The sequence below is a fragment of the Mesobacillus subterraneus genome (assembly GCF_023715485.1).
In the GTDB taxonomy this organism is placed as follows: domain Bacteria; phylum Bacillota; class Bacilli; order Bacillales; family Cytobacillaceae; genus Mesobacillus; species Mesobacillus subterraneus_B.
The window spans coordinates 117866-142674 of the sequence record NZ_JAMBOF010000008.1; the positions used below are offsets into that span (position 1 = coordinate 117866).

Consider the following 24809-nt stretch of genomic DNA (forward strand, 5'->3'; position numbering starts at 1 on the left):
TGTTACGCCCTTTTTTGTTTTTGCCTTGCCAGCTTTTGAATGCGCAAGACGACATCCTCTGTTGTCATGCCGATTTCCTTCAGCAATTTCTCGACACTGCCGTGTTCGATGAATTGATCTGGAATTCCCATACGGTCGATTTCTGCTTTATGGTAGCCGAGCTCCTGGGCTGTTTCAAGAATAAAGCTTCCGAATCCGCCTTGGAGGACAGCTTCTTCAATTGTAAGGATCGGCATATCAGCATTAAGGATACCCTTCAACATCTCTTCATCAAGCGGTTTGATGAAACGGGAATTGATAACCTTCACTGAAAATCCCTGCTTCGAAAGGATTTCCGCTGCCTCCAGAGCCATCGGAATCGTGGTACCGAAAGTAAGGATCGCTGCATCCTCGCCCTCACGCAAAACCTCCCACGTTCCAATCGGAATTTCTTTTAACTCTTCGTCCATTGGTACACCAAGGCCATTGCCTCGAGGATAACGCATGGCAATCGGGCCATCATCATACTTGATGGCAGTGTTGACCATGTGCTGTCCTTCATTCTCATCCTTAGGCATCATCAGCACCATATTAGGGAGATGCCTTAAGAACGCAATATCGAAGACGCCTTGATGGGTTTCACCGTCAGCGCCTACAAGGCCGGCACGGTCAATCCCGATAAATACATTCAGGTTCTGGCGGCAAATGTCATGGACCACCTGATCATATGCACGCTGCAGGAATGTCGAATATATCGCAAGAAATGGTTTCATGTTCTGTGTAGCCAGACCGGCAGCAAAAGTCGTCGCATGTTGTTCAGCAATCCCTACATCAATCATTCTGTCAGGGAATTCGCTAGCGAAGCCTTCCAATTTCGATCCAACTGGCATCGCCGGTGTTACTGCGACAATCCGTTCATCCGTCCTCGCAATCTTTCTTACTGTTTCACTGACAAGCTTGCTCCATGCTGGCGGAGAGTAATCGGGCTTAACAAAATCACCTGTTTCCATTTTGTAAGGCCCAGTTCCGTGCCAGGTGCCGATCTTATCGTTTTCTGCAGGATTGTATCCCTTGCCTTTTTTTGTGATCACATGCAGCAACACAGGTCCTTCCTGTTTTTTCGCATATGCAAGGTTCTCAAATAAATCTTCATAATTGTGCCCATCTACTGGACCTAAATAAGTGAATCCTAACTCCTCGAAAAAGATGCCTGATACAAACAAGTACTTTAAACTGTCCTTGATTCTCTCAGCAGTAGCTGCAAGCTGCCCACCGATCGCCGGTACTTTCTTTAACAGCAGCTCGAGTTCATCTTTCACCCAGTGGTATTTCCCTGCAGTCCGCAGACGGCCAAGTACGCTATGCAAAGCACCGACATTCGGTGCAATCGACATTTCATTATCATTAAGAATGACAATCAGCTTCTTTTTTTCATGGCCGATATGATTAAGCGCTTCAAGAGCCATTCCGCCTGTCAGCGCACCATCACCAATAATCGGGACGATATGCGAGTTCTCACCTTTTAAATCCCTGGCAATAGCCATTCCCATAGCTGCTGATAGTGAAGTAGAGCTATGGCCAGTTTCCCAGACATCGTGCTCGCTTTCAATCATTTTAGGAAAGCCGCATAATCCTTTATGCTGCCTTAATGTATCAAATTGGCATGCTCTTCCTGTCAGGATTTTATGTACATATGACTGATGTCCTACATCCCAGAGGAATTTGTCCTTCGGGCTGTCGAAACACTTGTGGAGGGCAATTGTCAATTCTACTACACCAAGGTTAGGACCAATATGTCCTCCAGTAACCGATAATTTTTCGATTAAAAACTGCCGAATCTCCCCGCTCAATTCTTCCAATTCCTTGTTTGAAAGATTTTTCAAGAAGGAAGGGTCTTTTATTGATAAAAGATCCATTTCGGACCACTCACTTTCATTTCTGACTTATTAATCCGCATTCAATATTTGGATAATTCATTTTCCCAAAAAAGTTGTTAGTAATAACATATATTAAGTAAAGAAAGGTTTTCAAGCTATACCTTAAATTATGTAGGCACTTTTTCGTAATTCACAGATCAAAAAAGTAAAAATCCGTTGCTGTAATTTTCTTCAAAGCATTGAACGCAACAGCCTCTATATATAAAAAAGGCTGTCAACACTACCGTGCTAACAGCCAATTATAGCACACGATTCCTGCATTCTCAACGGCATCCGAGGCCTAATGGTTCCGTAGACCAATTAAATCGGCAATCTGTGAAAGAATGTCCACATCAAGGTCGGTAGACAACAGGGCATCTTTTGCACTTCGCAAGTGATGGTCAAGCGCCTCTTTCGCTCCTTCAATGCCGAGCAGTGCCGGATACGTGCTCTTATCATTTTCAGTATCGCTGCCGACTGGTTTTCCGATCATTTCTTCTGTGCCCTCAAGGTCGAGGATGTCATCCCTGATTTGGAAAGCGAGGCCAATATGATAGGCAAACTTGGACAACAGATTTTTTTGGACTTCTGTAGCACCAGCAATTTCGGCACCGGCAATGATACTATACTCCAGAAGCTTCCCGGTTTTATTGATGTGGATATATTCAAGCTGTTCTAGTGTCAGCTGTCTTCCTTCACCTTCCATGTCGGCAACTTGCCCGCCCACCATACCAGCCGCACCTGATGCTTTGGACAAGCCTTTTATCAACGATAGTTTCACGTTGACCGGGACTGATTCTTCTGGCAGTTCAGCAAGCATATTAAAACTTAACGTCAATAAGGCATCACCAGCAAGGATAGCAGTCGCTTCCCCAAAAACCTTATGGTTCGTAGGTTTTCCTCTTCTTAAGTCATCGTCGTCCATACTTGGGAGGTCATCATGGATAAGGGAATATGTATGCACCATTTCAATCGCCGCAGCAGCATCCAGTCCATCCTTTGGGTTTTTTCCGAATGAGTCGATCACCGCGAACAGCAGCAGCGGGCGAATCCTTTTGCCGCCGGCCTCAAGCGAATAGAGCATTGCTTTGGCAAGGTTTTCCGGTGTCTCCAGCATGCCAACAACTTCCCTGAGCCGTTCTTCAACCAAAGCTTTATATTTCTTTGAAAATGATTCCAGTGAAACAGGATCCAAATCTATTCCTCCTCATTTATGGAGAAACCTTCAGTCCGTCCATCTTCTGTAATGATCTGGGCCAGTTGTTCTTCCACATTCTTTAGCTTATCATGGCAAAGCTTGGATAGTTCCATTCCTTGTTTATAAAATGAAATCGCTTCTTCTAGAGGTACGTCGCCTTCTTCAAGCTTTTCAACTATCGTTTCTAATTGTTCCATTGCCTGTTCAAAGTTAAGTTTCTTTTCGTCTGCCATCGTTTACACTCTCCTCAATTTCAGTTACTACACATTTAAGGCTTCCATCTGAAAGCTTTACATATATTTTTCGCTCCGGTTTTACCTGGGCGACTTTCTTAATTAGTTTGCCATCTTCTGAATAAGCAAGGCTGTAGCCACGATCCATGATTTTCAGCGGACTCAATGCTTCAAGCGTCGAGATGATTCCGGTGAACTCTTTTCGCTTTTCTGAAACCACTGCAGTCATCGCTCGGTTCAAAGCCCTTGTTGCCCGCTGGTGTCTTTCAGCGGATATTTTCCTCAGTTCTTCAGGGTGCCCACGTTCCAGTCTTCTTTTTAGCTGTAGGAGCGCGTCATTTTTTGCGGCATAAAGCTTTTCCGCTCCGCGGGTTAACGATTCCGTCAATTTATCCACTTGCTCCAGCTTTTGTTCATATAATTTCCTCGGGTAGCGGAATGCATAAGACCTGATCAGGCGCTGATAGCGCTCCTGCTGGAAAATCACTTTTTCCCTCATCGCCCTCAGCAGCCTTGTTTCCCGGTTCATTACTCGCTCCAAAAGCTCCTGGATATGAGGCACTGCCAGTTCTGCTGCCCCTGTCGGCGTCGGCGCTCTCATGTCGGCAACAAAGTCGGCAATCGTAAAGTCTGTTTCATGCCCAACCGCAGAAATGATTGGAATCTCAGAAGCAAAAATAGCCCTTGCTACCGCTTCTTCATTGAAGTTCCAAAGCTCCTCGATTGAACCACCTCCGCGACCGATAATCAGGACATCCACGTCTGCCCTGTCATTTGCCTTCTGGATTGCCTTGACGATCGATGGCGCTCCCTGGTCACCCTGGACTAAAGCTGGAAAAATCAATACCTTTGTAATTGGATACCTTCTTTTGATCGTCGTCAAAATATCACGGATAGCTGCGCCTGTCGGCGAAGTAACAATTCCGACTGCCTTTGGATATTTCGGAAGGGGTTTCTTGTACTTCGGTGAAAATAGCCCTTCTTGTTCAAGCTTTTTCTTCAACTGCTCGTATGCGACGAATAAATCGCCGACACCATCAGTCTTCATTTCTTTTATGTATACCTGATACTGTCCGCTGCCTTCATAGACACTGATATCGCCCCTTACGAGGACCTTCATGCCATTCTCAGGCTTAAACTTCATTGAACGGGCGGCGCCTGAGAACATTACAGCCAGGATTCTCGCTTTTTCATCCTTAAGCGTAAAGTACATATGCCCACTCGAATGCCTCTTAAAATTAGAGATTTCCCCCTTAATATAAACACCCTGAAGATGGGGATCTGCATCAAATTTTCGTTTTATGTATTTGGTTAATGCGTTGACAGTGAGATAACGCTGATTATCCATTGGTAAACTCCTTTGGGGGAAACAGGTTGAAAAACTTTTACATTCGGCAGTGATTAAGATGAATGTTAATTTTAAAATCCACAGTCGAATTTATACATTCTACTTCATAAAAAAACTGCCCATATCTATTATAAATTTGGAATCCCGTTTCGTCACTTAACATAAGTGAATTTGAGCTCCTAAATATAACAGATATAGACAGTATCACGCCTTATAAATTTGAATTTTGAAGCTTACTCAGGTGGTTTTTTGCTGATTTTAAAGTGTTGTACATCAACATGGCAATCGTCATTGGGCCGACACCGCCTGGTACTGGTGTGATATAGCCTGCCTTCTCTTTGACCTCTGCGTATGCAACATCCCCGCAGAGCTTGCCTTCTACATCCCTGTTCATGCCTACATCAATCACTACTGCTCCTGGTTTGATATGGTCAGCTGTAATCAGGCCTGCCTTTCCAACGGCGGCAACCACTACATCTGCCTGTCGGGTATGTTCTTTTAAATCTTTTGTTTTTGAATGGCAATATGTAACGGTCGCATTCTTATTAAGGAACAACTGCCCTGCCGGCTTTCCTACTATATTGCTTCTGCCGACCACGACGACATGCTTACCAGCAAGATCAATTTCCATTTCCTTCATCATCACCATGACACCAAAAGGCGTACAAGGCAAAAAGGCGTCCTGACCGGTCATCATCCGGCCGATGTTAATTGGATGGAACCCATCAACATCCTTGTCAGGAGAGATTGCCTCAATCAGGTGAGTTTCATTGATATGACCTGGCAGGGGAAGCTGAACCAAAATTCCATGAATATTCTCATCGTTGTTCAATTCATCTATTTTAGCCAGAAGCTCCTGTTCGGTGATCGATTCAGGATATTCGATCAACACATTATGCATGCCCAGCTCTCTAGCCGTTTTTTGCTTGCTGTTTACATAGGTTCTTGAAGCCTGGTTATCGCCGACGAGAATCACAGCCAGTCCCGGTGTCATACCTTGAGTCTTCATTTCCTGGACCTGGCCGACGATTTCACTTTTTGTCTTTTTAGCGATTTCTTTTCCATCAATAATAATAGCAGCCATACTTTCTCCCCCTAAGTAATCAGGGAGGTCCAACCTGCCTTCTTTTAATGGTTACTGGGAGATATTCTGTTTTACTTTAGACAGAACCCCATTTACAAATCGGCTTGATTGGTCATCCCCATATAATTTGGCAATTTCAATTGCTTCATCAAGAACGACATTCGCGGGCACTTCTTCGTTGCAGTACTTCAATTCATATACGGCAAGGCGCAGGAGATTACGGTCAACAGCGGCAAGCCTGTCGATTGACCATTTTTCCAAATACCCCTTAATTTCATCATCTATTTCCTGCTGATGCTGAACGGTACCGTATACAAGTTTATTCAGGTAATCATCCCCCACTTCTTCTTCGAGTACATGCTCGATTGCATCTGAAGCTTCTACCTTGCTTATATCAATCTGGAATAAGGCCTGGAGGGCCTTTTCTCTAGCTGTTCTTCTTTTCATTGAATTCCTTAGCTCCTTTATGGCGTGTCTGATTCTAACAAAATAATAGCATAACATATCACTTTACGCATGGTTTCCTATTATTTTTCACTTTTTAGAAAAAGTTAATCAAAACAATGGAAAATTTATCAATAAAAGACTAGGGAATCCAATGCCTTATTGCCATTTGGAAACAAGAAAAGCACAAGCGCCTTGGTCCTCACAAAAAAAACCAAAGGCATACGAAAATATGCCTTCGGTTCCGTTTTTAAATTTCCTGTTCTACTTCAGTTTCTTGCTTCTGATTTTCAAATTGGATTCCGACGACATGGATATTGACTTCTGTTGCGTCAAGCGCAGTCATGTTCAATAATGCCTGGCGGATGTTATCCTGAATTTTTTGAGCAACCACAGGAATTGACACACCAAATTTCATCACGCAGTATACATCAACCTTGATGCCTTCTTCAGCAAGTTCAACCTTTACGCCCTTGCCGTGATTTTTCTTGCCTAATCTTTCAACTACACCAGCGGCGAAGCTGCCGCGCATTTGCGTGACACCCTCAACTTCGGATGCCGCAATGCTTGCAATGACTTCAATTACTTCAGGTGCAATTTCTACTTTTCCCAAGCCGTTTTCATCATGGCTCATTTCAAGTAAATGTTGCTGTTCACTCATGGCTAGACCCTCCTGTTATTCTTCTGTCATAAGATCATACATTTCTAAAAATTTTGTATTGAATTGCCCTTCCACGAACTTTTCATGGTTCAGCAGCTTAAGATGGAACGGAATGGTCGTGTGGACACCTTCAACCACAAATTCGCCAAGCGCCCTCTTCATGCGGTCAATCGCTTCTTCCCGGCTACTGCCATATGTAATGACCTTCGCGATCATTGAATCGTAGTAAGGCGGGATCGTATAGCCAGGATATGCCGCTGAATCTATTCTAACACCAAAACCGCCTGGAGGGAGATACATTTTGATTTTACCGGCTGAAGGCATGAAATTTTTCGCTGGATTTTCTGCGTTGATACGGCATTCGATCGCCCAGCCGTTAAACTGCACATCCTCCTGTTCAAGGTTCAGCCTTTCGCCAGACGCAATCTTGATCTGTTCCTTGATCAAGTCAACACCTGTTACCATTTCAGTTACAGGATGTTCCACCTGGATACGTGTATTCATTTCCATGAAATAAAATTTACGATTGCGATAGTCATATATAAATTCTACCGTGCCAGCACCAGTATAATCAACTGCTTTGGCTGCTTTTACAGCAGCTTCGCCCATTTCTGCGCGAATTTCTCCATCCAGTGCCGGGGATGGTGTTTCCTCTAGCAGTTTTTGAAGGCGTCGTTGAATCGAACAATCACGTTCGCCAAGATGGATTGTATGGCCGTAGCTGTCAGCAAGCACCTGGATTTCTACGTGGCGGAAATCCTCTATATATTTTTCAATATAAACTCCGGGATTTCCGAATGCCGTCATTGCTTCCTGCTGGGTAATATTAATCCCCTTGATCATCTCCTGCTCTGTCCTGGCAACCCGGATCCCTTTACCGCCGCCGCCAGCAGTCGCTTTGATGATAACAGGGTAACCGATGTCATTCGCAAGGTTGATAGCATCCTCGATATTCTCGATGATTCCCTGGGAACCTGGTACAATCGGCACGTTCGCCTCTTTCATTGTTTCCCTTGCGACATCCTTAGTCCCCATCTTCTGGATTGCTTCAGGCGTTGGCCCGACAAATATAATGTTGCACTCTCTGCAAAGCTCTGCAAAATCGGCATTTTCCGCCAGGAATCCGTACCCAGGATGGATCGCGTCGCAGCCTGTCAGCTTTGCCACGCTGATAATATTGGTGAAATTTAAATAGCTGTCTTTAGAAGCCTTCGGTCCGATGCAATAGGCTTCATCAGCAAGCTGTACATGAAGTGATTCCCTGTCTGCTTCTGAAAAGACCGCGACAGATTCAACTCCCAGTTCCCTGCAGGCGCGGATGACCCGGACTGCAATTTCTCCTCTGTTGGCTATCAATAATTTTTTTATCATCAATATCGCTCCTTATTCGGGCTTGACAAGGAATAAAGGCTGGCCGTATTCCACCAGCTGACCGTCTTTTGCTAGAATTTCAACGATTTCCCCGTTTACTTCCGCTTCGATTTCGTTAAACAATTTCATCGCTTCTACGATACACACGATTGAATCCTTGCTGACCTTAGCCCCTGCTTTTACATAAGGCTCCGCATCAGGAGAGGAAGATTGATAGAAAGTACCAACCATCGGAGAAACAATTTTATGTAAATTGGAAGTATCATTAACTTCTTCCTGTTTCGTTTCCTGGATCGCTGCTGCATCAGCCTTTGGTTCTTGCTTAGGAGCTTCCTGTACAGCTGGAATTGGCTGCGGCGCTACATGCTGAACAGCAGGCTGTGCTGTCTCGACTGCCATTTTGACTGCACCATGCTTCTTCATCTTGATTTTTGATCCCTCATACTCGTATGAAAACTCGTCAATGCTTGAATGATCTACTAATTTGATTAACTCTCTGATTTCCTGAACTTTTAACATGTTTGGGCACCCCTTGTCCATTTCATAAATTAAGACTAGATACTAATACTATACGATAATACCATGTGCAAATTCAATATGTTACGATAATTCTTATCAATTCATAGCCTTTCTTATCCATTTTAATATTTTCTGAAAAAAAAGTGAATTCATTCGACAGGAATCCCAAAATTTCTAGCGAATATATCAATCATTAGCTAGATTTAAGGGGAGAAGACATTGAATGAAAAATATTGAAGATATAAAAATGGACGACCTGAATAGAAAGAATGCCTTGATCGTTAAAGCAACTTTCATTTCCGTTCTTCTGGCGGCGGTTGTTGATATTGCGATGAAGAAAGAACTTGCGGTGATTCTCTCGATCATTGCCGGCGGCGGAACTGGAGTCGCAATAGTGGGTATGCTCCATTTCCTTAAAAAGCTTACCAGCTACATACCTTATCTCTCTGTCGTCATTGTCTCAGGAGTATTGTTCATGATCATGGAGACGAGTGTATCGCCGACTGCGTATATATTGCTTTATTTTATCCTTGCGGCAGCCGCCATTTACATGGACAGGAAAATTCTCATGCTGGCTTCCGGCCTCGGCTTCATGATCATTACGCTGTTCACAATAATGCACAAGCACGAATTGCCTTTGGAGACGAAAAATTATGTAACGATCTATCTATTATATATGTTGGTCACTGTCATGCTGAGCTTCCAATTTTCGATATCAAAAAAACTTGCTGAAACGATTGTTGCAGCCCAACAGGAATCAGAAGCATTGCTGATGAAAGATTTAGAAACAAGGAAAATAATCGAGACTAATACAAAAAGCATAGCAAACCTAATAGATGAAGTAAAATTCAAGAGCCGTGAAAATTACGAGTCTTCAATTGAGATGACCCATTCAGTAACAGAGATTTCTGCCGGAATCAATGTCCAGTCCGATTCGGTCGTCGACATTACCCAAACACTGGAAAGGACGAACCAGGTGATTTCCCGGACATCTGCGCTCGTGGAGAAGCTCCATCAGGATGCACTTGCCGCTGAAAAGGTTTCTGACAAAGGCGATGAATTGATGACAAGCCTCATCTCAGAACTTACTGCCTCCTACGAGAATATGCAGTCCGTGAATGAGCATATTCTTTCACTTTCAACCCTGGTAAAAGAAACAGCCAGTTTTGCTTCAGACATCCAGGGAATTGCATCCCAGACCAATCTGCTTGCCCTTAATGCATCAATTGAGGCTGCCAGGGCAGGGGATAGCGGAAGAGGATTCGCCGTCGTCGCTGAAGAGGTACGGAAGCTTGCAGATATCACCAGCAATACGGCCACCCAGATAACCGATAACTTAAAAAGTGTCATGAGTGATACGTCCAAGACAAAGGATGGCGTAAACCTTACAGCGGAAAAGCTTACGCAAAACCTGGAACTGGCAGCAGAAACTATGGAAGCCTTCGAAACAATCCATCAAACCTTCAAAAATTTTAAAAGTGATATTTCAGAGCAGGATAAATTGACCAGAAACATCCTGGATTCTTCAACTGCTATCGAAAGCACTATTGTCGGCTTCAGCTCAGTCATCCAGCAGGCAAGCGCAGCGCTGGAGGAAATTTCATCCGCAGCGATAAATCAAAGCGAGCATCATGAACAATTATTCAAGTCAGTGGAAGTCGCCCATGGATCCTTGGATAATCTATTGAAATTACAGCAAAGTTAAAGGGAAAGCATCCGCTTTCCCTTTTTCACTTTATTAGAATGTATTCTATTCAACTTAGACTGTGAATAACCCAGGCGGTGCAGCTTTTCATTTATTTAACCGGTTCGAATTGAACTGCTACTGGCTGTAATGAACCTAGCTCTGTCCTTACCATCTGGATGATTTCATTGGCAGCAGATGCTGAGTGGTCTTTTGCCTTAACAGTAATTCTTACTTTTTCTCCATCGGCACGTACCAAGGCATCATCATAGCCCATTGATTTGATCAACGTCTCAAGGACTCCTTCTTTTTGGGCGATTTCGTCAAGCTCGTTCATTTTTTCGATCGCATCGCTGCGCTCTTCAGCCGGGAGGTCAGTAGAGGCCATGATTGTCTGCAGGTCTTCCTTCATTTTTGTACGCTGCTCTTCTAGCTTCATACGAAGTGCTTCAAACTTCTCATCGCTTGCAATACCAGAGATAACTGTTGTGCCGTCTTTTGATTCAGTTGCTGCAGTTTCCTTATTGTCTGTCTTAGTCTCTTCGACTCCTGCAAGTTCTCCGCCCTTTTGCTGCTCTGGAGAAGTGATATAATACACCGATAATACGACTACAAGGCTCAACATTGTCAATAACCATACAGTTTGCTTTTTTAATAACATCTATTAATCCCCCTTAGATTTTTTAGGCATTACTGCCACTCGGTGATTCGGAACATCCAAAGCCTTTGTGACTGCCTCCGTGATCCATTTTTTCACCTGTATATTCTCGGCACCCTTAGCAACAACCAAGACACCTCTTATTTCCGGTTTTTTTGTCTCAAGTACTATGGGAACCTCTTTTTCTCCGTTTCGGATAATTACCAGCTGTTCATCTTTGGAGGCATCCTCCACTTTCCGCTTCCCGCCTTCACGATCTGTTTCATCCGTTGTCTGAGACTGGATGACCGTGTTTTTTTCCAGTACTTTTTTCTCTGTAGCATCGATATTGACAAATACCGTCACATCCCCGACGCCATTAATTCCTTCAAGCATTTCCGTAAGCTGGGCTTCATAAGCCTCTTCATATTCGGAAATGACGTCATTTCCTGCCGTTTTTTTCTGTCCAAACACTGCGGCATCTTCTTCTGTCTCGTTTTCTTTCATGGCAGGCACGACCGCATTGGATGGGTTTTGATCGCCAAGAATATTCCCCACAATCATGATTGCTGCTCCGAAAAGAACTACAATCATCAGGTACTGGTACTTGCCGGATTTCTTTCCTGGCGGCCCGTCCTTGGTGCCTAATTGCTTTTTAAGCCAGGTTAAAGGACCTTTCTCATTGTCCATGCTCGTCACTCCCCCCTTCTATCATTATTTGAATAGACTTTTCAGGAACATTCCATTTTTCTGACAGAAGAGAAGATATTTGATCTGTATTCTGAGAGGTTTGTTTTGATGGAAGGGGTGCGTTCGTATCAATTTCTACTTCTCTTACTACTGCCACAGTCTCTCCCTCATCTTCGGCTTTTTTCACATGCACGATGACGTACTCCAGGTTTTCAGGGAAAGGCCGCTGATCCTGATCATTTACTTCAAGCTCGATATTAGCAATCTCCATTCCTTGCTGCTCCATCAACTCCTCCTCTGCGGCTGTTTTCAATTGGACAGCCATTGTTTCTAAAATATATGCATGCTGAGATGCTTGTATTTCTTTTTTCTTAAATTCTATTGAATTTTTTATATTTTCATCTTCCTGACTATTAAATTTTGCCATTGACGTAATCGCCGTTTCGAAATCCGAGGTGAAAATTTTCATGACCGGTGACAGGATGATGGCAATCAGAATCAGTCCTGTGACGATTTTCGTGTATTTCTGAAAGCTTGAATTTGGCAGCAGCATATCAAGAACAGTCGCCAGGAGGATGAAAATGATAATATTCGTAATCCATTCCTTAATGAAGTCCATTTTTATCCCCCTTATCTAACCATCATCGTCAAATTTCCAGCCGCGATAATGACTGTAATTGTCAGGAAAAACATCAACGATACAATGCCCAATGCTGCAAATACATAAATGATACTCTTGCTGATGATATCAAGGCAGGTAATAACAGGACCGCCTCCCAAAGGCTGTAGGATGGCTGCAGCGAATTTATAGATAAACGCAACCATAAGGATTTTGACGGCAGGAAAGGCTGCGATCACAAGGAGAATGGCTACTCCGGCAAGGCCGACCGTGTTCTTCAGCAGCATCGAAGCACTGATGACTGTATCGGTCGCATCGGTGAATACCCGGCCAATAACAGGTACAAAGTTTCCAGTGATGAATTTCGCCGTCTTGACGGTCACCCCATCTGTCACTGCAGCTGAAGCCCCTTGTACAGAAATGACCCCAAGGAAAACTGTTAATAATATACCAAGCAGGCCTACGCTCCAGTTCCGCAGCATACTAGCCAGCTGCGTTACCTTGTATTGCTCAGACAATATACTGACAATGCTCAGCAGTGTCGATAGAAATAACAGCGGCAGCACGACATACTGGATAAACATCCCGCTCGTATTCATCATGAAAAGGATAACAGGATGGAAAAATGCTGCCGATATCATGCCGCCTGAGGTTGCCATCAAGGCTAGCAGAAGCGGAATCAAGGCAAGGATGAACTGGATCATCGTGCTGATCGCGTCATTTGTATAGTCTACAACGACATGGAAGCTGTTCAGAGCAATGATGATCAAGACCATGAACACGATCGAATAGGCCACCTTGCTGATCGTGCTTTTCTCAAATGAATTTTGCAAAGCCTGGAGAAACATGCTGAATACGGTTAACAAAATCAACGATCCAAGCAATTTCCCATTGACTATGAATTCATGAAACGCAAATTGGAAAATTCCTTTGAACCATTCCTTCAGTGAAAACTTTTTTTCTCCGCTGATGAAATCATATAAACTGCCTTTCTGGCTTTCTGGCAAATATCCATCATATTTATTGAGAATATCCTCCCAGAAGCCTTTCAGTTCGTCGATATTGAGATTCTCCAGCTGTGCTTTTGCAATATGGTCTGGATTAATCAATGGATTCGTTGCATTTTCGTCACCGGCAGCTTGTACAACCGGACTGAAAAAAAAGAGTAAGCTAAGTATGGTGCCGAGTATGAACTGCAGACGCTGCTTCATTTTTTCACCTCATCGTTACAAGGCTTGATATCAGCCCGGAATTAAGCGAATGATTGTTTCGATCATTACTGTGAGAATTGGTATTGCCATAGCCAGTATCAGGATTTTGCCGCCTAATTCTATTTTTGAGGCTATCGCCCCCTGGCCTGCATCTTTTGTAATCTGGGCCGCAAACTCGGCGATATAGGCGATTCCAATGATTTTCAGGATCGTTTCCACATAAACCAGATTCACTTTTGCGTTGGCCGCCAGCTTCTGGATCATCGAGATGATTTGATAGATTTGATCAACTAAAAAAAGAAAGATGGCTGAGCCTGTAAAAACAATCAGCAAAAACGCAAAGTTAGGCTTTTGTTCTTTGACGATCAGCGCGAGAAACGTTGCAATCAGTGCTACCCCGGTTATTTGAAGGATCTCAATGGCAAAGCCCTCCCTTACCCTTGAAATAGGAAAACTGATTTAATTTTTTGAAATAGATCATCGACAATCGAAGCAACCATGAAAAGGATATAGATGAATCCAAACAATGTTACCCACTGCGCATATTCCTTTTTCCCTACCTGATCGAGAATGGTGTGCAAAAAGGCAACTACGATTCCCACACCTGCTATTTTAAAAATAATATCTACTTCTAGACCCATCTTGTCCTCCTCCTAAACGCTACATCAGTAAGATGATTAATAATAAGCCTGATAAAAATCCGATGCTTTTCACCATTTTTTCGTATTTCATCTGCTTCTCACAGGCATCTGTTTCTTCTCGTTCCAGATGGGAGATGGTAAGCAGAATTTGTTTTTGCTGTGAATGCCTGTCATGCCTTCCAAGCGTCTCCCCAAATTGCTTCATGATTTCAAATTCTCCCTGTTTGAATGCCGTTAGCTTCCAGACTTCTGAGAGGCTCTCTTCCCATGCAGATTTGACCGTTGTTTCCGATTCAGTCAGCCTCTTGGAAAAGGATTCAAAAAACCAGGACAAAGGCTTTGAAAGCTGTGCTGCCAGCTTCCTCGATGCCTCGTGCAGCGGGGTGTGGCCATACATGATCTCCGCCTCCAGCGACTGCAGTGCCGACTTCAACAACCGAAGCTGCCTGGGACGTTCGCTTAAATGCCTTGATGCTTCAAAACCTGTCCAAGTCGTGGCCAAGATGATCATCACAGCGCCGATTATTTTTATCATTTAAGTCACTCTCACTTTTTGCCGCATTTCTTTGCCGTTAGCGTCTTTAATAGAAGTAATTGTTCCTGGGCCTGAAATTCTCGCAAGTTCAACAAATCTATCAAAAATCCCCATCTCGAGGATTGGTTTTAATGTCGGGCGTTTTTGGATATCCTCCAGGGAATCCCCATGCGTTGTCATGATTAACTTTATGCCTGCATTCACCGCTTCGAGGATTGCCTCACCATCCTCTTTGCGGCCGATTTCATCCACTACAAGGACGTCAGGACTCATTGAACGAATCATCATCATCATGCCTTCAGCTTTCGGACAAGAATCCAAAATATCTACCCTTGGTCCGAAGGTAAGCTGTGGTACCCCTTTTACACAGCCGGCAATTTCCGATCTTTCATCGACGATACCAGCTTTTAGAGGCGGAAGCTTTTTTTCCGGCACCCCACTGGAAATCATCCTTGCTATATCCCTGAGCAATGTAGTCTTTCCTGTCTGGGGAGGACCGATGATCATCGTATGCTTCCAGCCATTTTGATATAAAAATGGCAGCAGCGGCTCGGCAATCCCTATTTTTTCCCTGGCAATCCTGAAATTAAAAGAAGATATATCCCTGATTGCCTTCACGGACCCATTTTCCAGGATCACCTTGCCTGCAAGCCCCACTCTGTGGCCACCAGCAATCGTAATATATCCGCGTTTCAGTTCTTCTTCCAATGTATACATAGAAAAATGCCCGAGCTTATTCAACAGCTGGACTGCATCCTCGGGGGGAATAATATACGGCAAGAATTGAGGCTTCCCCCTCACCGTTACTTCGAGCGGACGGTTGATTCGTATCCGCACCTCTTCCATCCCATCTTTGTCATTAGGAGGCACTGTATCCAGCAAATCCGCAATACGTTTCGGCAAAAAAGATAAGATATCGTCCATCATTGATCCTCCTGACATACGCTTATTAAATATGTATGCCTGCTTGGCCACTTTATGACGGGCAGATTTCCTGAATTGATGCTTAATCAAAAGAAAAGAATAATAAGGAAAGGAGTGAGAAAAAATGAATGAAGACCACCAAAAATTCCAGAAGGTTCAAAGAGAAGATCTCGCAACTTACCTTGGAGGGGCAAGAAGCCCAAAGGAATCTCCGATGGCGGATACAAAATATAACAACAAAAATGATACTGATAAATCCGTTGGAGCAGGAGAGTAATATCGCTTGAAGTCCCTTAGCAAAGGTTTTTCTTCCCGCCCTCGCAAAGTTTAAGGTTGTTATCGAAAGTCCGAAGCAATCATAAACATAGAGAGAAAGAGGGATGAAGTGGAGGGATTTCAAATGAATAATGGGCTATACTACGGATTCAGGGTTGCAGAAAGTGAAAGGAAAATCATTGTAAGCGGTGAAGGATCGATAACCGCAAGTCCAGACAGGGCAACGGCTACTCTTGGTGTACGGACAGAAAGCCAAAATCTTCAAGAGGCTCAAGGCTCCAATGCCGAAATAGCAAACGGAATGCTATCATCACTTATAGGGATAGGAATCTCCAAAGAGGATATCAAGACAGCTGATTTTCGAATCGACCCTATTTACACTTACGAAGATGGAAAGCAGTTATTTCAAGGTTACAGGGTAACCCACTTATTCAACATTACGATTCGCGATGCTGATAAAACAGGTGCAGTCATAGACACTGCTGTTCAAAATGGTGCAAACGAGGTCATGAATATCCAATTTTCCGTCGGTGAACCGCAGGTGTATTATAATCAAGCCCTTTCGCTGGCGGTAATTGATTCCTATAAAAAAGCCCAGACAATATCAAAAACTATCGGGATCAGTACACGGATCTATCCATTATCTATCCAAGAAGAAACTCAAAGAACGGTCCCAGGTCCTTTCCTAGTCGCTTCTTTTGATAAGAGCGGAAGCAGCGGTACTCCGATTGAGCCAGGAAAACTCGAAATTAAAGCTACTGTAACAGCCACCTATCTGAGTTCTTAAACATGTTAAGAAAAGCGGAAGCGCCTTGGTCAGCCCCGACAAGCGCTGGAGGGCCGACCGGTGAAGTCGTTCTTTGACTTCATTGGGCGGACCGAAGCGACTCGAGGGGCTAGGCGCTGAAGCTGGACATTTCTCGAAGTGGTATTTATGCTTTCTTATCTCGCAAAAAAGCCAGGCTATTTGCCTGGCTTTCAGACTGTAGACAAACTCGATGAAAATCGAACTTGTCTACAGTCTTTTAGTTTGGAGGAGAAAATGGGGCTGTTGATTTCCATTCCAGGCGCTTCGCTTTCCGCGGGGCCGGCGCTGAGCCTCCTCGCCGCCGCTGGCGTCTGCGGGGTCTCACCTGTCCAGCTGATCCCGCAGGAGTCTACGCGCCTTCCACTCCAATCAACAGGGCTTCTAAGCTTAACGTGGAACTAACCCAAGTCTATTTTAAAACAGATTTTTCAAAAGCTTGGGGTGAAGAAAATGCTTTCTAAAAAATCATCCAATTAAGCGAGACCAATTAGAGATGGTGCTTTAGACCAACTAGTTCCTCGTGACACTTAGTCCGTAAAATGGAAGCCACACTTGATATCTCTTTCCATTTATGACTTGGTGAGAATGTGTATTCTGAAGTAGGCCGTCCGAGCATAGATTCTGTTATTTTAATCAAACTCACCTATATTCAATATACCTTTGGCATTCGCCCGCCAACCCTAAGGAACCCTTGAAAAATTGTCCATGCAGGTGATGCTTATTTTCGCTGCCTTGAATATTAAAAGCAGCCAACTGGACATGGAGAGGGCCGGCAATGGACTAGAAACTGAAGTTAAGAGGATTCTATCCTCATGTAAATACCTTATGATCAAAAAGGGGTTCGGAATGAGACCATTCCGAACCCCTTTTGTCTCCAAACTGAGCCAGGCTATTTGCCTGGGTTTTGATCTTTGGCGGCTTTTATTCATATTTACTAGCCATTTCATATAGTTCATCTTTAGTAATAGGACCTTTATAATGTTCACGTATTATTCCATTTTTATCGATGATAAATGTCTCCGGCTGCCCAATGACCCCATATTTTTTTGAAACGTCCTGTTTAAAATCAAATAAATAAGTAGATGTAGTTTCATGCTTATCAATAAACTTTTTAACACGATCCCTTGTTTCTCCAAGGTCGATGATCAACAGTTTAAAATCTTTTCCGTATTCCTGATCAAATGCTTCGAGCTCCGGTGCTTCATCCACACAAGGACCGCACCATGTGGCAAAATAATTGAGGATTGTCACCTGACCTTTAAAATCCGAAAGTTTCACATTCTCCCCTTCGATATCTTCAAGTTCAAAGTTATATGCCTCTTCCCCAACTCCTCTGGCCGTTTCGCCTTTATTCAAATTCAGGGCGAAATACGCAAAAGCTCCGACAGTTAAAAGCAGGATAAATATTTTTAAGAATTTATTTGCCATGGAAATACCCCCTAAGCAGCAACGAGATTTTTGCCTTAAATGATAACACCAAATTACATGAGGCTTTAATGAATTCCCATCGCTAGGCACGGGATCATTCAATGAAATTACGCAAGTTAAGCTTAACTTTAACCAGGTGCTGTTTATAAGCGCTCAGCTTAGCCTGATAATCTTCTTCACTAACCTTTGCTTCGGCGTAGGAATCTTCAAGCTCAAGAATTTTATCCATAATCGCATTTTGTCGGGCTATTAGTTGTTGAAAAAGCTGTTCCTCTTTATCGCTGCCTATTTTCTGGTCCTGGAGCCTGGCTTTCCATTTGAAGTAGGAAAAGTAAATTGCTCCTGCTGTTAAAATCGCACCGAGAACGATTAAAAGTATATGCGGGTTGAATTTTTTCAAAGGTGATTGATACCATAATCTTACATGTCCTGGATTGTGGAACTGCGGAGAATTTCTTGTCACATTTTCAGTGCTGTCCTTGCCGGCATCGGCAGCCGCCTGCTCTCCATTTCCTGATTCAGTTCCATCCTGGGCAGGCTGAGTATTTTTGTCATAAAATAATTTTATTTCTTGATCCTCTTGAATCCCTTCAACGTTATATAGCCAGAAGTTCTTCTCTTCAAATTGCATCAAGCCAGCGTTGCTGCTTTTTGCCCCTTCCACCCGTATACTCCCAGCCCCTTCCGGAATAAGTACCTGCATGACTTGGAGCGGGTAATCCAATTTCACTATTATCGGCACCCCTGCTGGCATCTTATAACTGAATGGAATAACTTGTGTTTCTTTAGGCGGGATAGGTTTACCTGTAACGAAACCCTTTTCGGTCGTTTTGATATCTAATGACTGATCCTGCACCTGCAAATCCATGGCCCCTGCCGGGAGCGGGATAGAAAGAACACCATCTGTTTCATTGTCACCTTTGTATTCTTCCTGCCCGGCATTCGTGTAGTTCACCATATGCTTGATTTGAATTGTCCCGTCATCTGCAGGATTCACTACAATGTAATGCATATCCACTGTAGGTTTTTGAACCAGAGCTGCATTGGCATTGACAATCGGGATAAAGGAGAAAATCAGAAGGAAAATCATTAATTTTTTCATCTAACTCTCTCCTTTATTTTTCTTATATTGAAGCATTGCTTGTTGAATCTCCTTCTCTACATCATCAAGCAGCTTTTGATCAAAAGATGTTTCTACAATTCCTGCTTCATTTTTCATTACGGCTGCAGCTTGTAATTCGTATTGTTTTTTCAACTCCATGTAATCTTTTTTGGATAATTTACCCATGTTATATTCGAATTCTATTTCATTTAATGTGGTCATTAACACTTCCTTTTCGTTTGGCGAGAAGCTGTTGCTGGTTTTTACGGTAAAATAAGAATCCCAACCGAACAAAGGCACTAAAACCAGGAATATGCAGCCCAGCGTGAGTATTGCAGTAAATATCATTGAAACGACTGAGAAATCCTCCATACAGTTCACATCCTAAATTTGTAGTCATAGTCGCAATTACTCGGCAGCATTCGATTGTGCCGAGAGAACTGGCAAGGTTTGCAGGAGAATTAGCAGGGGAACAGAGCGTTTGGCTTTCATACTCTAGGCCACCTCTTTCGTTACACCAGTATATTTAGGAGTAATATTCTGGTATTTGCCGTTCCAGACAGCAAATAGAGAACCAATTACCAGCAAAATTGAACCAAGCCATATCCAATTCATCATCGGATTTACTTTTACGATGAAGGTGGCCGTACCGTCTTCCTCCCACGTACTAAGGACGATATACAAATCCTCGGCAACCGAGCTTATAAGGGCTACCTCAGAAGAAGGCTCCTCCCAATTTCCGTAGAATACCTTTTCTGGCTGATAAACACCAAGCCTTTTGCCATTTTTAAATACTGTTAAATTGGCAAAAACAATATCATTGATGTCCTCCGTTCTCTGGTCCAGACCTTCATAGGTGATCCGGTAATCCTCTACGTCTAAAGATTCTCCCAGTTTAAGAGTTTTCATCGTCTCAATATCATAGTTTTGTGAACCGATGATCCCCATTGCGATAAAAGCGATTCCGATATGGACAACATAGCCTCCATATCTGCGCCTATTTTTGATCATCAGCCTGTATAATGCTACTGGAGGCATTTCGGAAGTCATTTTCCTCCTTGCTCTGACGCCTCTATAAAACTCTAAGTAGTGTGTAATAAACAAGAATACAATTACTCCGTACCCGATTACTGCCCATGCTTTTTGCAGTCCCATCATGACCATCAAGGTCATTGCAGCAATACTTAGGAATGCAGGAAGCAAGAAGTTCTTTTGTAAATTCTTCATGGAGGAACGCTGCCAGGCAAGAAGAGGGCAGACCGCCATCACAAACATCATCGAAAGGAGTATTGGCGCCTCTACTTTATTAAAGAACGGAATACCAACAGTTACTTTAGTGCCTCGAACAGCTTCCGATACAAGCGGGAAAATAGTACCCCAGAATACAGCGAATGCTGCCCCTACAAGTAAGAGGTTATTGATCAGGAAACTGCTTTCTTTCGAAATGAAGGATTGAAATTCACCTGCACTTCTTTTGATCAAGTTATACCTGCTCATGATTACATATAAGGCACCAATCACGGCTACACCCATGAAGAGCAGGAAATACATGCCAAGATTTGAATCAGCAAAAGCATGGACGGAAGTAAGTACTCCGCTTCTTACCAGGAAAGTCCCGAATAGAGTAAGAGCATAAGAGATGACGATTAAGCTGATGTTCCAAACCTTTAGCATGTTTTTTCTTTCCTGTATCATCACCGAGTGAAGGAAAGCTGTCGTCGTCAGCCATGGCATGAAGGATGCGTTTTCAACCGGATCCCATGCCCAGTATCCGCCCCAGCCTAGTTCGACATAGGCCCATTGCCCACCTAAAATGTTTCCAAGGCTCAAAAACAGCCACGCGATAATCGTCCATCTGCGTGTCATTTTGATCCAATAATCATCCATATTCTTTAGAATCAAGGCAGCCATCGCAAATGCGAATGGCACTGCAAGACCAACATAACCAAGGTATAGAGTGACTGGATGCACAATCATGCCCGGATTCTGCAGCATGGGATTCAACCCCCTGCCCTCCACTGGAATTTGATCCAGCAGCACGAATGGCTTTGCCACAAAACCTAGAATGAAAAAGAAGAAAATTGAATTAGTCAGCAAGATGGCGGAAATGTAAGGAACCATAGGATTTCCTTTCATCTTCCTTGAAAAAGCTATCATAACGGTATACATGGTCAGGAAGAAAGTCCACAGCAAAAGTGATCCTGAATTGCCTGCCCATAAGGCACTGAGTTTGTATAAAAGCGGCAGCTCGCTGCTGGTATAATCACGTACATATTCATATTGAAATTGTGAGGTTGCGAGCAGATAAAGCATTACCCCTGTAGCAGTTAAAGTGCAGATGAATACTGCTAAAACGCCTGCTTTACCACTGTCGACCAATTTTTGTTTTTTAGTGATGATCCCGAACATAATGATCACCGTGGAGTAGATCGCTAATATCAACCCAATATATATCGAAGCATTTCCGACTAAATACATTTTGTCACCTTCTTTATGTCATTGGCCTTATTACTTCTTATCTGGAGCTTGATTAAGCTTATCTTCATGCAGTTCAGGATCATAATTCTCCATATCCTGCCCTTCATACTTTGAAGGACACCTTGTCTTCACTGATTCAGCCATAAAAGTATTTTTCTTGCCGGTGTGACCTTGAAGAATAACAATTACACCCTCAGAGAAATTATCTGGCTTAACTCCGTCAAATATTACATGCAGTTTATTTCCTTCCGCATCCTTAACGTCAAATTGCAATTGTATTTTTTGTGAATTCCACTTAACAGAATCCTCTACAAGGAGACCCTCAACAGTTACAAAATCATCCTTGTATTTCTCCTGGTTTTCCAATAAATCCTTCAGTTTTAGTTCTATGCCGCTGGACCCTGGGGTAGCAGCCATCAATAAAAATACAATCGCAATCGCAAACACAAATCCGCCAACCATAACTAAAGTATTCTTTTTCATCCCATCCACCTCTTAAATTAGCTTTTTCATTTTTTCTTCATAAGTCCTTTGATCAATCTTTCCATTCAAAAGCATCGAACGGAGATTTTTCTTTTCCTCTGCTATAGTCGTCACTTTGTTTCCGTCGCTTTTGACATTCTTTTTAAAACCTTTCTGGGATTTTCGTACTGCAGGAGTTTTTCTGCTCCCTCTCAGCCCAAAGAATACCAGTCCCCCTGCAATTACAATGGAAACACCAATGATAATGGCACCTACCGCATCAATAATCGGTCTTTCCTTTGAACCAGCATTATTCTTTTCTGTTTGAGCCGCGGCTGTTCCATTGTGGTTATCATCAGTTGGAGGGTTCATTTTGCTGATTATCGACAACGCAGACTCATTGCCTTCCTTTTTGTAGGAAGCAAAATGTTTGAGAACAGTTCCTTTTTTAACATCTTCATACTGATAATGATGAAGCTCTTGTCCATATTCACTCTCGGTAGAAGTAACTGGTGATGGTTCAAGCTTAAACTCCTGTGAATTTAATGGAGTGTAAAAGATGAGGTCTAGCTTTTCGATTTCAGCTGGTGGAATGAATTCAAAGTTGAAGTTTTTATCTGGTCCATCTGCCTGAATAGGATTGGCATAGTATTCAATAACGAAGTTGTAGCTCTCTTCCTGCTTAATTGGTTTTCCCGGCTGCCAAACGACAGTACCCTTCTCTTCATTTATTTTATAGGGCCTTTGTACTTCTGGTTTATTATCATCTGGAAATTCAGCAATCAAGTAGACACTGAAATTTTTGTCTTTTATAGGGAGAGGGAATTCAATCGAGCCGCTAAAATCCTTGCCTGTTTTATTCACGATTGTTCCGTAATATCCTATAAGTAATGATGGTTCATCCTTTGGCCAGTTTTCAGGATAGTCAAATTCGGGCATTACCTGGATCTGCATTTCTTTGTAGGGGAATTTTCCAGCTTCAAAAACCCCTTCAGCATGTGCGCTATTAAGTACAACTAATCCTGAAAAAGTGATGGCCAAGATGAGAAAAAGAAGTTTTTTTCGCATAGGGACCCTCCTCATTTTTTTCATATTTTATCTCTCCCTGTTTTTTACTATATCCCTCATACATATAACTATAGAGTCTTCATATCCTTTTTTGAGGCCGGACTCTTGAACATTTTGTTACCCAACGAAAAACGTTTTTAAATCGTCAAAAATTCATAACAATTTTGTCAAGATTGCCATTCATTGGTGTTAGCTCATGTAAAGATGTTCTTTATAGTGAAAACTAATTTATTAGGACAACTGCCTCATACATCCTTGACACAATTTGTCTATACCTTCTTAAGCAATTTTGATGTAGAATACCTGTATTAGTATTTAGAAGGGGAGAACGCGAAATGAAAAAGATAGCAGCTGCCTTTTTGTTCATTCTATTTATTACTGGATGTTCCGGGGCTTCTTATACAGATGTCTCAGTCGATGAAGCAAAGGAAATGATCGACAATGGGGAAGTTGAAGTAATCGATGTGCGAACTCCTGAAGAATTTTCCGCAGGACACATACCGGGCGCTAAGCTAGTCCCTTTACAAGTAATTGACAGCATGGTTTCTGAGCTCGACAAAAATAAAAAGTACATTGTTGTTTGCCGCAGCGGCAACCGTTCCACCCAAGCCAGCGGAATCCTTGCCGAAAAAGGTTTTTCAAATATCTATAATATGACCGGCGGCATGAACGAATGGAAATATGACGTTGAGCAATAAAAAAAGAAAGCATCTCATTGAGATGCTTTTCTCTTTTCTGCATTTTGTTTCCGGGACCAAAACTCTAGACTTTCTTAAGGCCTTTTAAAGTAAGGCTTGTTCATAAACTGCCCGGAACGGATATGAACAGACCGATATTCAGAGAAAATAAAAGACTGTAAACAAGGCTCGATTTTCATCGAGTTTGTCTACAGCCTGAAGTCTGCTTTTTAAGTAAGCTTTTTGCGTATCAGGGTTATGCGCGAGATACGTATGAACTGTCAGTAGTGTTGATGATCAGTCTGTCACCCTGGTTGATGAAGAAAGGAACCTGAACAGAAAGACCAGTTTCCATGATTGCAGGCTTAGTTCCGCCAGAAGCAGTATCACCTTTGATTCCTGGTTCTGTTTCAGTTACTTCTAACTCAACAGTATTTGGAAGTTCTACTCCAAGAGTTTCGTGGCCAAATTGCATGATATATACTTCCATGTTTTCCTTAAGGAATTTCAATTCATACTCGATAGAAGCTCCTGGCAATTCGATTTGCTCATAGGACTCATTGTCCATGAATACGTGCTGGTCTCCGCTTGCATATAGGTATTGCATTTTGCGGTTTTCGATTTGTGCTTTAGCTACTTTCTCACCAGCACGGAATGTTTTTTCCTGGATTGCTCCAGTACGAAGATTACGAAGCTTGGAGCGTACAAAAGCTGCTCCTTTTCCTGGCTTTACGTGTTGGAAATCAAGTACACGCCAAATGCCATTGTCCACTTCAATTGTTAAACCCGTACGAAAATCGTTAACTGAAATCATTG

At 42.9% G+C, this 24809-nt stretch carries 28 protein-coding genes and 1 pseudogene; 5 read left to right on the forward strand and 24 right to left on the reverse strand.

Going from position 1 to position 24809, the window contains the following annotated elements:
* Nucleotides 1-2 precede the first annotated feature (2 nt).
* The 9 genes from dxs to accB all read right to left on the reverse strand — a co-directional run bounded on the left by dxs (nt 3) and on the right by accB (nt 8753).
* Nucleotides 3-1895 carry a 1-deoxy-D-xylulose-5-phosphate synthase gene (dxs, locus tag M3204_RS13405; protein ID WP_251482643.1) on the reverse strand — a complete coding sequence of 631 codons (1893 nt, stop codon included), beginning with the start codon at nt 1893-1895 and terminating at the stop codon, nt 3-5.
* A gap of 301 nt (nt 1896-2196) precedes the next feature.
* A complete protein-coding gene (locus tag M3204_RS13410) occupies nt 2197-3090 on the reverse strand; it encodes a polyprenyl synthetase family protein (RefSeq protein ID WP_251482645.1) in 894 nt (297 codons plus the stop codon).
* A gap of 2 nt (nt 3091-3092) precedes the next feature.
* Nucleotides 3093-3326: an exodeoxyribonuclease VII small subunit gene (locus M3204_RS13415; RefSeq protein ID WP_251482647.1), complete on the reverse strand. Its 234-nt coding sequence runs from the start codon at nt 3324-3326 to the stop codon at nt 3093-3095.
* Nucleotides 3304-4674 (reverse strand): exodeoxyribonuclease VII large subunit, encoded by a 1371-nt coding sequence (gene xseA, locus M3204_RS13420; RefSeq protein WP_251482649.1) that lies wholly within the window; start codon nt 4672-4674, stop codon nt 3304-3306. The genes M3204_RS13415 and xseA overlap by 23 nt, the downstream gene beginning before the upstream one ends.
* A gap of 211 nt (nt 4675-4885) precedes the next feature.
* Nucleotides 4886-5758, reverse strand: a complete 873-nt coding sequence (folD, locus tag M3204_RS13425) for a bifunctional methylenetetrahydrofolate dehydrogenase/methenyltetrahydrofolate cyclohydrolase FolD (protein ID WP_251482650.1) — start codon at nt 5756-5758, stop codon at nt 4886-4888.
* A gap of 51 nt (nt 5759-5809) precedes the next feature.
* The gene (gene nusB / locus M3204_RS13430) at nt 5810-6205 is read right to left on the reverse strand and encodes a transcription antitermination factor NusB (RefSeq protein ID WP_251482651.1); all 396 of its coding nucleotides are present in this window, start codon (nt 6203-6205) and stop codon (nt 5810-5812) included.
* A 247-nt stretch (nt 6206-6452) separates the two neighbouring features.
* The gene (locus M3204_RS13435; protein WP_251482652.1) at nt 6453-6863 is read right to left on the reverse strand and encodes an Asp23/Gls24 family envelope stress response protein; all 411 of its coding nucleotides are present in this window, start codon (nt 6861-6863) and stop codon (nt 6453-6455) included.
* Between the two features lie 15 nt (nt 6864-6878).
* Complete coding sequence (accC, locus tag M3204_RS13440) at nt 6879-8234, reverse strand: acetyl-CoA carboxylase biotin carboxylase subunit (RefSeq protein ID WP_251482653.1); 1356 nt, start codon at nt 8232-8234, stop codon at nt 6879-6881.
* Nucleotides 8235-8246: 12 nt separating this feature from the next.
* Entirely contained in the window at nt 8247-8753 is a 507-nt protein-coding gene (gene accB, locus M3204_RS13445) for an acetyl-CoA carboxylase biotin carboxyl carrier protein (protein ID WP_251482654.1), read from the reverse strand.
* Between the two features lie 223 nt (nt 8754-8976).
* Between accB and M3204_RS13450 the strand changes: the two genes are divergently transcribed.
* On the forward strand, nt 8977-10458 hold the full coding sequence (locus M3204_RS13450; RefSeq protein ID WP_251482655.1) for a methyl-accepting chemotaxis protein: 1482 nt from the start codon (nt 8977-8979) through the stop codon (nt 10456-10458).
* A 91-nt stretch (nt 10459-10549) separates the two neighbouring features.
* Here the strand turns inward: M3204_RS13450 and M3204_RS13455 are convergent, their stop codons facing one another.
* From M3204_RS13455 to spoIIIAA, 8 genes are read right to left on the reverse strand one after another with little or no spacing between them, the layout of a single operon-like run.
* Complete coding sequence (locus tag M3204_RS13455) at nt 10550-11098, reverse strand: SpoIIIAH-like family protein (RefSeq protein ID WP_251482656.1); 549 nt, start codon at nt 11096-11098, stop codon at nt 10550-10552.
* Between the two features lie 3 nt (nt 11099-11101).
* On the reverse strand, nt 11102-11764 hold the full coding sequence (gene spoIIIAG, locus M3204_RS13460; RefSeq protein ID WP_251482657.1) for a stage III sporulation protein AG: 663 nt from the start codon (nt 11762-11764) through the stop codon (nt 11102-11104).
* The gene (gene spoIIIAF, locus M3204_RS13465) at nt 11754-12383 is read right to left on the reverse strand and encodes a stage III sporulation protein AF (RefSeq protein ID WP_251482659.1); all 630 of its coding nucleotides are present in this window, start codon (nt 12381-12383) and stop codon (nt 11754-11756) included. Before spoIIIAF ends, spoIIIAG begins: the two co-directional genes overlap by 11 nt.
* Nucleotides 12384-12394: 11 nt before the next feature.
* Nucleotides 12395-13594, reverse strand: a complete 1200-nt coding sequence (gene spoIIIAE, locus M3204_RS13470) for a stage III sporulation protein AE (protein ID WP_251482661.1) — start codon at nt 13592-13594, stop codon at nt 12395-12397.
* Between the two features lie 30 nt (nt 13595-13624).
* Nucleotides 13625-14014, reverse strand: a complete 390-nt coding sequence (gene spoIIIAD, locus M3204_RS13475) for a stage III sporulation protein AD (protein WP_173401223.1) — start codon at nt 14012-14014, stop codon at nt 13625-13627.
* Nucleotides 14015-14028: 14 nt separating this feature from the next.
* A complete protein-coding gene (spoIIIAC, locus tag M3204_RS13480) occupies nt 14029-14235 on the reverse strand; it encodes a stage III sporulation protein AC (protein ID WP_009794945.1) in 207 nt (68 codons plus the stop codon).
* A gap of 19 nt (nt 14236-14254) precedes the next feature.
* On the reverse strand, nt 14255-14770 hold the full coding sequence (spoIIIAB, locus tag M3204_RS13485) for a stage III sporulation protein SpoIIIAB (protein ID WP_251482663.1): 516 nt from the start codon (nt 14768-14770) through the stop codon (nt 14255-14257).
* The gene (gene spoIIIAA, locus M3204_RS13490) at nt 14771-15694 is read right to left on the reverse strand and encodes a stage III sporulation protein AA (protein WP_251482890.1); all 924 of its coding nucleotides are present in this window, start codon (nt 15692-15694) and stop codon (nt 14771-14773) included.
* A 124-nt stretch (nt 15695-15818) separates the two neighbouring features.
* On the opposite strand from spoIIIAA, the gene M3204_RS13495 reads away from it, so the two are divergent.
* The 3 genes and pseudogenes from M3204_RS13495 to M3204_RS13505 form a co-directional block, all read left to right on the forward strand.
* The gene (locus M3204_RS13495; protein WP_251482664.1) at nt 15819-15971 is read left to right on the forward strand and encodes a hypothetical protein; all 153 of its coding nucleotides are present in this window, start codon (nt 15819-15821) and stop codon (nt 15969-15971) included.
* 123 nt (nt 15972-16094) lie between these two features.
* On the forward strand, nt 16095-16757 hold the full coding sequence (locus tag M3204_RS13500; RefSeq protein WP_251482666.1) for an SIMPL domain-containing protein: 663 nt from the start codon (nt 16095-16097) through the stop codon (nt 16755-16757).
* A gap of 514 nt (nt 16758-17271) precedes the next feature.
* Nucleotides 17272-17449: pseudogene (locus M3204_RS13505) on the forward strand (IS5/IS1182 family transposase); the annotation flags it as partial.
* Nucleotides 17450-17699: 250 nt separating this feature from the next.
* Here M3204_RS13505 and M3204_RS13510 read toward each other — a convergent pair.
* The 6 genes from M3204_RS13510 to M3204_RS13535 form a co-directional block, all read right to left on the reverse strand.
* Nucleotides 17700-18206, reverse strand: a complete 507-nt coding sequence (locus M3204_RS13510) for a TlpA family protein disulfide reductase (protein WP_251482668.1) — start codon at nt 18204-18206, stop codon at nt 17700-17702.
* A 94-nt stretch (nt 18207-18300) separates the two neighbouring features.
* Complete coding sequence (locus M3204_RS13515) at nt 18301-19308, reverse strand: hypothetical protein (RefSeq protein ID WP_251482670.1); 1008 nt, start codon at nt 19306-19308, stop codon at nt 18301-18303.
* Nucleotides 19309-19680 (reverse strand): hypothetical protein, encoded by a 372-nt coding sequence (locus M3204_RS13520; RefSeq protein ID WP_251482672.1) that lies wholly within the window; start codon nt 19678-19680, stop codon nt 19309-19311.
* Between the two features lie 123 nt (nt 19681-19803).
* On the reverse strand, nt 19804-21786 hold the full coding sequence (locus tag M3204_RS13525) for a heme lyase CcmF/NrfE family subunit (protein WP_251482674.1): 1983 nt from the start codon (nt 21784-21786) through the stop codon (nt 19804-19806).
* A 30-nt stretch (nt 21787-21816) separates the two neighbouring features.
* Entirely contained in the window at nt 21817-22269 is a 453-nt protein-coding gene (locus tag M3204_RS13530) for a cytochrome c maturation protein CcmE (protein ID WP_251482676.1), read from the reverse strand.
* A 12-nt stretch (nt 22270-22281) separates the two neighbouring features.
* Entirely contained in the window at nt 22282-23316 is a 1035-nt protein-coding gene (locus M3204_RS13535) for a hypothetical protein (RefSeq protein WP_251482677.1), read from the reverse strand.
* A gap of 335 nt (nt 23317-23651) precedes the next feature.
* Here M3204_RS13535 and M3204_RS13540 point away from each other — a divergent pair, with 335 nt between their 5' ends.
* Nucleotides 23652-24014 carry a rhodanese-like domain-containing protein gene (locus tag M3204_RS13540; RefSeq protein WP_251482679.1) on the forward strand — a complete coding sequence of 121 codons (363 nt, stop codon included), beginning with the start codon at nt 23652-23654 and terminating at the stop codon, nt 24012-24014.
* A gap of 235 nt (nt 24015-24249) precedes the next feature.
* On the opposite strand, the gene efp is transcribed toward M3204_RS13540, so the two are convergent.
* On the reverse strand, nt 24250-24807 hold the full coding sequence (efp, locus tag M3204_RS13545; RefSeq protein WP_251482681.1) for an elongation factor P: 558 nt from the start codon (nt 24805-24807) through the stop codon (nt 24250-24252).
* Nucleotides 24808-24809: the final 2 nt, after the last annotated feature.